This is a genomic window from Rossellomorea arthrocnemi (assembly GCF_904424705.1).
Classification (GTDB): Bacteria; Bacillota; Bacilli; order Bacillales; family Bacillaceae_B; genus Rossellomorea; species Rossellomorea arthrocnemi.
In genome coordinates, this window is record NZ_CAJGBF010000011.1 from 142113 (window position 1) to 150265 (window position 8153).

Sequence of the window (8153 nt, forward strand, 5' to 3'; positions counted from 1 at the left end):
GTGAATTGCATCAATAGTTTCCGAATAAATGAACGAAAAAGGTGAAACAAGTAAACTAAAGGGGAGAACTTTTTTCTCCCCTTTTTACGACTTGAAATTAAAAATTCCAAGTTAAATAGACCTGAGATGGTTAGTTCTTACTTATATTTTCAATCAGTATTTCTTCTATATTATCTCCATACTTTCTCCAAACTTTTCATGTACTCTATAAAATAAATAAAACATAGGAGGTACTTGATGGGCACAATTCAACCAATTGATCGAATAGCATTCGAAATTGGACCCATAACAGTTTATTGGTATGGCATCATTATCGCTTTTTGAATTGTTCTTGGGCTTTATTTAGCCACAAAAGAGGCAAAGCGTTCCGGATTCCATAATGATATTATTATAGATTTAATTATGTGGGCTATTCCAATTGCTCTTATTAGTGCAAGGCTATACTATGTCATTTTTAACTGGGAATACTACTCCAATAATCTAGTTGAAATGATAGCTATCTGGAAAGGAGGTATTGCCATCCATGGAGCGCTTATTGGAGCTACCATTACTGCCGTTGTATTTGCTAAAAAAAGAGGTGTTTCATTTTGGACGTTAGCTGATATTTTAGCCCCTAGTATTATTTTAGGGCAAGCAATAGGCCGATGGGGAAACTTTATGAATCAAGAAGCACATGGCGGGACTGTAACTAAAGGCTTTCTTGAGAACTTACAGTTACCGGATTTGATTATTAATCAAATGTTTATTAACGGACAATATTACCATCCTACTTTTTTATACGAATCAATTTGGAATATCGCTGGATTTATCGCTTTAATAATGTTGCGTAGAATAAACCTTCGTCAAGGTGAGTTGTTTTTAAGCTATATTATCTGGTATTCTATTGGGCGTTTCTTTATTGAAGGGATGCGAACAGATAGTCTGATGTTAACGGAGACATTAAGAATGGCGCAATTCATTTCAATTGTGTTAGTTATTTGTAGTTTACTAATCTTAGTTTATCGAAGAAAAACAGTGCAGCATACTCAATAAATCTTATGAGGGAAAGGTGTATTCTCCATACTTTCTTCAAACTTATTATCTATAATTGCTTTGAATAAAACAAAAGGAGGTGATCTTGATGAAAAAGAAAATTGCATTTGTTTCATCTTTTGCATTAGCAACATTGTTTGTCTCTGGCCAATTTACTTATGCAGAAAAACCAGACAGCATGATGAATATGGTGAACGGAAACGGCATGACGAAGATGATGGAAGCAATGAATTCTCCTGAAGGTAAAAAAATGATGAAAGCTTGTGGAAAATTTATGGAATCTAGTGATGATGATAGTGAACAAAGGGATACTTCTTTGTAAAGATCAAAGGACCTTCTATTAATGGTCTTTTCGCTAATCAGTAAATGGGGCTAAAATTATGGAATGGTTATTATTCTTGCTTTGTCCCTTAATGATGTTATTTTGCATGAAAGGGATGTTTACAGGCAGGAAGAAAGGTTGTCATTATATACAGTCCAAAGATTCACCTGAAGAACTCAAATCTTTTCAAGAACAGATGCAGAGACTCCAGGAGCAAAACATAAAGTTAATGGAAGAGATAAATTCTATTAAGCAAACGGATGAACCAAAGTTCATTTCGAAGTCTACTAGAAAATAAATTAAAAATTAGGCAACCAAAGAAACTTTAACAGCATTAGGTGATTATCATTACGTGAATAAAATTCAAACAGTTGGCGGTCTGGATTCAGTTAGTAATTCTCAACTGTCAGGTCATTTAAGTAGGATATGGGCGAAATTCCTAAAACCAAGACGAATGTGAAACTTCATCTGCCCCTCGTGTCTATAAAAAAAGAGGATTCCTATCCGGATAAACCGTAATGGCAACTGCCAAAGAAAATGATCATGGTCAGCTTGAAATCATGGTGGATTACACTAAATGAATGCATGTGTTTAACCGTTGATATCTAGACTAATCGCTTCGACCATATGTGGCAATGTCTCAGAATGATAATAGTTTGAAAAAATCAGACTTTCTACGTCTATCATCGGAGGGGCCATCTCCATACATCATCACTGGTAACAAAAAGTTGAAAGGTTCTGCAGAATAGAGCCTTGTGCGAGTGGTGTTCCTTGTCATGCCGGATACCTCAACTGGCTTGTTTTAATCGCGATTCCACTAACGCCACTTTAAAAAAATAAAAATTGTAGTCAGTAGCCAACTTCCTTATTGCAAAAGGAATGTTGGCTTTTAGATTCCTATGACAAGGTAATCACCGTTCGCTACCTGTACGACATGAGCTTATTAGAGGGCAATAACCAGAGATCAGTTACCTGATCTCTGGCTATTGCCTCCTTTATTTATTGGGGAGGGTTAGACAATAAAAAATATCTATTCCGCTTAATTATGGAAATTGTTAAATTTTCTTCCGGTTATTTATGAAAAATTAACATTTCAATCATTCATAGTTTTTAACTATTCCTGAGAATTAGGAAAACTGAAAAAGTTGAATTCTTTTTACATTAATACCGCTTTCCGCGATATGATGAAAAATTACAAATGTACAACTATCGCTTTTTAATGAAAATGAAATACCTATGATTTCAAGAGAGGAGTATGCAGCATTTATAAATAAGTACAAATCACATAATCGGATATTAGGTTTCTTTAATCTAGATATCATTGAAGATGGGAAAGAGTCTATGCAAAACTTCGAGTATCTATATAATACTTGTCCAGGAGCTAAAATTTATCCGGTATGGCAATTTTCAAGCAGTATAGATTCACTAGAGGATCTTGTGAACGACAGGAGAAATTTCGAGGTTATTGGCATCGGAGGCCTTGTGCCTTACCTATCTAACCGACAGCAGCTGGTCAGAAAAAAATGGACTGAAGTTTTTAGACTATATCCTCAAGCCAACTTCCATTTCCTTGGTGGAGCGAATCGAATGCTAAGAGAATTCCCCTTCTTTTCAAGTGATTCAAGTGCTTATTTAAATTCAAGAAAATCTGCAAACCAGCGAATAAGCGAATAGTTTATCTGGGGAACGGACATAGAGTAAAAGCACATGAGTACTAATAAAATAATATTTCAGAACTTAAAATACCTATTTAATTTAGAGAACAGAGAAACATTTAAACAGTTGACCTTAACTGAATTAGATTGCAATTGAGTCCAGTTTAATTAACTGTAAATTAATCCCAAAAATTGTTGTGTTTTATACAATATTCTGTATATAATATTACAAACACCAATATCCTTTTTTGGCAGCCGTTTTTAAAATGGCTGTTTTTTTATTCCAAAAAAGATAAACCATTAGTAAGCGGATCGTATCCGCTATAATTTGTCTGTTAATATCTCTTGGAGTCTCTTTCTAATAGCTGCGGTCCATATCCGCTGTACTGCCTCATATCCTCTCACAACACACTCCCATTCAATGAACTCCTCATCAATAACTTTGCGCTCAAATATCTTTATTCCTTGTTTTCTCATAACTTGACGCTTTTCTTTTCGCTTATGCAAAGCCTCTTTAATCAGACTCTCAATCTTTTTCTTATATGGAGATTTAAACTTAATAGATGAAAGATCGATCGCTTTTAAATCTCGTTCTAATACCTCTATCAGAAGGTCTAAGTAGATTAAATCATATACCAATTTTTTATCTTCTTCCTGAATCATATTTATCACCTTTCACTCAACCCCTCAACAATATTATAATCATTTTCAGTTGGTTCATCACTTAACTTGGAATTGAAATGGAAATTCCTTGATAAGAAATGGTACGATAGGTATAATAAAATTAATAATCATTTAAAAATAACGTTGAAATGGGACGCACCCAAAGCATGGTAGGCAACTATCATCCTTTTTGTGCGTCCTTTTCGTATTCAAGGAGGATATAACTATGAAAAGCAAAAAGAAGCAACCATTTACAAGGGTTAAAGCAAACATTGATGACATTATAGAGTTTGAGAGGCATGGATTAATAATTAGAGGACGCGTCGTTGTCCTTCGTCCTGAGACCGTAATAATTGAATTCCTTGATCAAGCTCTTGCCGTTGAACTTGAGTATGATAATAACAGGACAGTTGTAAGAGATGAAAATTATGTAATTATTGAAAAAAGCGATTTGCCTCCACAGCCTATTTTTCAATTTAATGGATGGAGACCAGCAAATTAATGAATAGACTATACCATTTAAATTCAATTATTGAAGCGAAAAGAAGACGTATGAGCGATATTGTGAACAAAGAAGGTCTTACTTCAATAAAAGCCATTCAGTGTAGCCAAGAACTAGACGAACTCATAATAGTAGCTCAAAAACAAACTGATGTCTCAGGGACTAATAAAGTTTGAAATAAAAGGATGGAATAGAGAACAATGATTAAGATCACATCTTTAGATACCTACCAGGACTTAAAAAAAGCCGGGGAGGGATTTATATGTATAAAAGATAATACAAGGATAAATAAAGTTCATTCTGTATCATGTAGATGGATAAATATTAGGAATTTAAAAAAGAAAATTATTGAAAACAGTTGCAAACAGGGGGAGTATTTCTATAGTTTGGATTATCAAAAATTACACTTAACCTTCAATGCAATTGCATGTAGAAATTGTAGCAAAGTGAAAGAGATAAAAGAGTGGTGCACTTAATGAAAAATGGAAAAAAGCCTAAATTAAAGAAAAATCAAAAATATTCAAAAGATATTCTTATAGAAATAGCACTAAAAAACAAAGAACATTTCACTACGACTCTAGAATGGAATAAGTTTGCTAAAGAAAATAATTTACCACAAGCAACTACATACTATACCTATTTTGGTCCCTGGAGCGAATGTTTCTATGAAATATTCGGCATAAAAAAACCTAAAAGAAAAAAATATACAAAAGCAGTACTTTCTAAAATAGCTCTCGCCCACAAGAAACATTTTACAACGACAACAGCATGGAATAAACACGCTAAAGAAAATAGGCTCCCCCAATCGACTACATTCTCATTAAAATATGGTTCTTGGGGGGAGAGTCTAAATGAAATTTTTGGGGTGAATAATTCTGATCGTAAAAAGTCTTATCCAAAAGAAGAGCTTAAATTAATAGCCCTTACTAATAAAGAGTTCTTTACTACCAGTTCTACTTGGAACAGATTCGCTAAAGATAATGACTTACCCCGCGCTAGTACATTCTGTAGAGCATTTGGATCTTGGACAAATTTAGTTGAAGAATTAACAGACAATTATAGTAATGCCAAGAATGGAGCTTCGAGAGATAAACTAAGAAAAATCGCTTTAAAATATCAAAACTATTTTTCAACCGCAAATGAATGGGATGCCTTTGCAATAGAAAACAATCTTCCTTCAGCAAGCTCCTACATTTCTGCTTTTGGGTCTTGGAAAGAAAGTTTAAGGGCCATAATGGGGAAATATGAAGATCCCAAAGTTAGATGTTTAGAAGATGATGAATAAATCTCATACACTTAAATCAGTTCCATATTCTCCAGGTGATGCTTCAGAATATTGTTTTAGATTATAAAACAATTTTGAATCGAAGATTTACACTTTTTTGTAAAGAGGAGGTGTGATATTTTGTACCTACCAGAAAAAAGTAATGAATCTATTAGCAGAAAATTATTATTATTTTCTTCATACGCTTCCATACGATAATAAGCTTTATATGGAGGGAATGAGAGAGGCCAGAGGGAAATTTTTAGCGAATTTACATATTAGTTTGTAAAAAAATCACCTGCCCTATAAGCACAAGGAACGATTTTATTCCACAGATTATGTAAGTCTAAAAGCCCTGGAACTATTGCATAACAAGAACTGGAATATCAATGAATTGAGATATGAACATATGATACCTAAAAAAAGATATATTCAAGATCAATGCGAAGAGTGGGTCAGAGGTGGACTACTATCTAAAGATAAAATTTATAATTTATTCATTAAATACTTTTGAACTGCTGCAATTCACAAGGATGAAGATGCTCTTCTAAGTAGAACAAAGATGCAGGACTGGGATAAATCCAATATTTTCTCGAGATATGAGGATGTGGGCATTGAACTATTACCCCATAATAAGAAATATTTCCTTAATAAAAACTGAACAAAAAACTGGAACGTCAGTTCTTTACTACCGAGTTTTTTTACAGAAAATATGCTATAATTTTAAGATACAATAGCATAATGCAGGGTGGGCAGCAGCTGACACTCTCCTAGAAAGAAGGGGGGTGTTGCTGAAGTGGTTGCTGTAGGTGATTTGTTGCAAATCTTAATCGGATTCGGATCATTAGTTGTCGCAGGAATATCGCTAGTTGTAGCAATAATCGCTGTAACACAAAAAAAGTAACCCACCCTGTTCGGTTTGGCCACCAGTAGGGTAAGGTTACTTATGTGAAGGTCAGACTGCTGCGCATTCGAGCAGGCTGTTGTATGATTGAGAAGTCTAGTGTTCCAGCACTAGGCTTCTCTTTTTTACTTTATACATCTTTGTATTAATTATACTGAATTATATAATATTCGTAAAGCAATGACCACTTTTACAGTTGATTTCCTTTTTGTGAATTATGAGATAATATCATACGTAATTCTGTTATAACAAGATAAATTAGGCGTATAGGAGTGGGGAATTTCAGATGAATATTAACGAATTAAACTACTCAACAGTCAGAATCTTAGCTGATATGGGGACCTTCAAGAGTACCGGTACTGGTTTTATAATTAGATTTGTAGAACAATTCAAAGAAGGAAAGTACCTTAATGTGCCATGCATTGTCACAAATAAACATGTAATAGATGGGGCTAAAGAAATTACTGTTAGATTTCATGCTGGTGATGGTAATGGGAATAGAAAATCACAATGCGAATTCACCGTACCAACGAGCCTATTCTTTTTCCACCCTAATGCAAATGTTGATTTATGCGCTATGCCTGTTGCACACCTACACTTAATGGCAGAGGAAGATGATATCATGCCACTGTATTATGGTGTTAGCATGAAGCAAATTCCGAACAGTGTAGAGGAACTAAATAAATACCTGCCTTCTGAAGATGTAACAATTGTTGGTTATCCAAATGGTCTGTGGGATGAGGTCAACAACTTTCCTATTTCCAGAAAAGGTACATTAGCAACTGCTCCAGCAGTCTTATATAAAGGAGAGAGCCAGTTCCTTATTGATTGTGCTATTTATCCAGGATCTAGTGGCTCACCGGTATTCTCTGTAAAACAGCTCTTTAACAAAGAGACTTTTCAACCATTCTTATCTGTAAAATTATTAGGAGTTGTTTTTGCAACATATCAACATACAGTTCAAGGTGACTTTTTAATTAAGGATATTCCCACGAGCATCGATACCTTAATTCCTAACCATTTAGGTCTTGTTCTTAACAGTTTAAGAATACATGAACTTAATGAGGTTATTAGCGAGCATTATGCTGATTTAAAACCTGAGGAAATTTTTGATTCCTTATCAATTAAGAAAAAATAGTCGTTAAGACATTAAGACAGATAAATAAAATTGCATTTAAGTTAAAAGCAAGCAAAGAGATATAATATCTTCGAATAAAAAATTTATATAATATAAGGGGTGATGAGTAGACCAATAATTAAGCAATTGAGGAGATGGCCACGCAATTTGAGTACTGCACAAGAAGGAGGGTTGTCTACCTCTCAGTATGGGGGCATGTCTACCTCTCAATACGGAGGACTTTCTACAGCCCAATATGGAGGACTTTCTACAGCCCAATATGGAGGACTTTCTACAGCCCAATATGGAGGACTATCCACATCTCCTGGGGGAGGTATGTCTACTTCTTCAACTGATATAAACATGAGCAATATTCCACCTTGGCCGGTTTTCTTAAAAGAACTTGAAAGTAGAGGATATATAAGCCAAGCTGAATTAATCCGATCACATTTACCCGAGTTTCTATGGCCTGAAAACTTCTTCAAGTAATTCCTTCAATCAACTATTATTAATGTGATTCAGAATACTAAAATTATATAACCTTTTAACCAAAAGAAAGCCAGGAGATAGACTGACATAGCGATTTGAGACACATATAAAACACCTCTTTAGGCTGCTTGCGCCCCAAATTCTTTGGGCGTCAGGTAGCCTAATTTTTCTAGGATACGGTCTTGGTTGTAATAGCGCACGTATT

Annotated in this window: 11 protein-coding genes and 1 pseudogene; 10 read left to right on the plus strand and 2 right to left on the minus strand. The window is 34.5% G+C overall.

Annotation, left to right across the window (positions count from 1 at the left end; genetic code table 11):
- Positions 1-237: 237 nt before the first annotated feature.
- The 4 genes and pseudogenes from lgt (at position 238) to BAA9072_RS15500 (ending at position 3028) form a co-directional block, all read left to right on the plus strand.
- Positions 238-1032 (plus strand): annotated as a pseudogene (lgt, locus tag BAA9072_RS15485) (prolipoprotein diacylglyceryl transferase).
- A gap of 88 nt (positions 1033-1120) precedes the next feature.
- Positions 1121-1354: a hypothetical protein gene (locus BAA9072_RS15490; RefSeq protein ID WP_201715581.1), complete on the plus strand. Its 234-nt coding sequence runs from the start codon at positions 1121-1123 to the stop codon at positions 1352-1354.
- 58 nt (positions 1355-1412) lie between these two features.
- On the plus strand, positions 1413-1652 hold the full coding sequence (locus tag BAA9072_RS15495) for a DUF2933 domain-containing protein (RefSeq protein WP_201715582.1): 240 nt from the start codon (positions 1413-1415) through the stop codon (positions 1650-1652).
- Positions 1653-2590: 938 nt separating this feature from the next.
- Positions 2591-3028 carry a hypothetical protein gene (locus BAA9072_RS15500; RefSeq protein WP_201715583.1) on the plus strand — a complete coding sequence of 146 codons (438 nt, stop codon included), beginning with the start codon at positions 2591-2593 and terminating at the stop codon, positions 3026-3028.
- 302 nt (positions 3029-3330) lie between these two features.
- Here BAA9072_RS15500 and BAA9072_RS15505 read toward each other — a convergent pair whose 3' ends face one another.
- Positions 3331-3672: a hypothetical protein gene (locus BAA9072_RS15505; protein WP_201715584.1), complete on the minus strand. Its 342-nt coding sequence runs from the start codon at positions 3670-3672 to the stop codon at positions 3331-3333.
- Positions 3673-3898: 226 nt separating this feature from the next.
- Between BAA9072_RS15505 and BAA9072_RS15510 the strand changes: the two genes are divergently transcribed.
- The 6 genes from BAA9072_RS15510 (at position 3899) to BAA9072_RS15530 (ending at position 7948) form a co-directional block, all read left to right on the plus strand.
- Positions 3899-4174 carry a DUF2187 family protein gene (locus BAA9072_RS15510; RefSeq protein ID WP_201715585.1) on the plus strand — a complete coding sequence of 92 codons (276 nt, stop codon included), beginning with the start codon at positions 3899-3901 and terminating at the stop codon, positions 4172-4174.
- Positions 4174-4350: an aspartyl-phosphate phosphatase Spo0E family protein gene (locus BAA9072_RS24310; RefSeq protein WP_269139966.1), complete on the plus strand. Its 177-nt coding sequence runs from the start codon at positions 4174-4176 to the stop codon at positions 4348-4350. The genes BAA9072_RS15510 and BAA9072_RS24310 overlap by 1 nt, the downstream gene beginning before the upstream one ends.
- A 299-nt stretch (positions 4351-4649) precedes the next feature.
- Positions 4650-5459, plus strand: a complete 810-nt coding sequence (locus BAA9072_RS15520) for a hypothetical protein (protein ID WP_201715587.1) — start codon at positions 4650-4652, stop codon at positions 5457-5459.
- Between the two features lie 775 nt (positions 5460-6234).
- On the plus strand, positions 6235-6342 hold the full coding sequence (locus BAA9072_RS24705; RefSeq protein WP_408015242.1) for a putative holin-like toxin: 108 nt from the start codon (positions 6235-6237) through the stop codon (positions 6340-6342).
- 286 nt (positions 6343-6628) lie between these two features.
- Positions 6629-7480: a S1 family peptidase gene (locus BAA9072_RS15525; protein ID WP_201715588.1), complete on the plus strand. Its 852-nt coding sequence runs from the start codon at positions 6629-6631 to the stop codon at positions 7478-7480.
- A 147-nt stretch (positions 7481-7627) separates the two neighbouring features.
- Positions 7628-7948: a hypothetical protein gene (locus BAA9072_RS15530; RefSeq protein ID WP_201715589.1), complete on the plus strand. Its 321-nt coding sequence runs from the start codon at positions 7628-7630 to the stop codon at positions 7946-7948.
- Positions 7949-8067: 119 nt separating this feature from the next.
- Here BAA9072_RS15530 and BAA9072_RS24710 read toward each other — a convergent pair whose 3' ends face one another.
- A complete protein-coding gene (locus tag BAA9072_RS24710) occupies positions 8068-8148 on the minus strand; it encodes a hypothetical protein (protein ID WP_408015236.1) in 81 nt (26 codons plus the stop codon).
- Positions 8149-8153: the final 5 nt, after the last annotated feature.

Excerpts from the sequence above, each read along its gene's own strand:
- BAA9072_RS15505 (WP_201715584.1), bottom strand. The coding sequence starts at position 3,672 with ATGATTCAGGAAGAAGATAAAAAATTGGTATATGATTTAATCTACTTA.
- BAA9072_RS15525 (WP_201715588.1), top strand. The coding sequence starts at position 6,629 with ATGAATATTAACGAATTAAACTACTCAACAGTCAGAATCTTAGCTGAT.
- BAA9072_RS15520 (WP_201715587.1), top strand. The coding sequence starts at position 4,650 with ATGAAAAATGGAAAAAAGCCTAAATTAAAGAAAAATCAAAAATATTCA.
- BAA9072_RS15495 (WP_201715582.1), top strand. The coding sequence starts at position 1,413 with ATGGAATGGTTATTATTCTTGCTTTGTCCCTTAATGATGTTATTTTGC.
- BAA9072_RS15510 (WP_201715585.1), top strand. The coding sequence starts at position 3,899 with ATGAAAAGCAAAAAGAAGCAACCATTTACAAGGGTTAAAGCAAACATT.
- BAA9072_RS15500 (WP_201715583.1), top strand. The coding sequence starts at position 2,591 with ATGATTTCAAGAGAGGAGTATGCAGCATTTATAAATAAGTACAAATCA.
- BAA9072_RS15490 (WP_201715581.1), top strand. The coding sequence starts at position 1,121 with ATGAAAAAGAAAATTGCATTTGTTTCATCTTTTGCATTAGCAACATTG.
- BAA9072_RS24310 (WP_269139966.1), top strand. The coding sequence starts at position 4,174 with ATGAATAGACTATACCATTTAAATTCAATTATTGAAGCGAAAAGAAGA.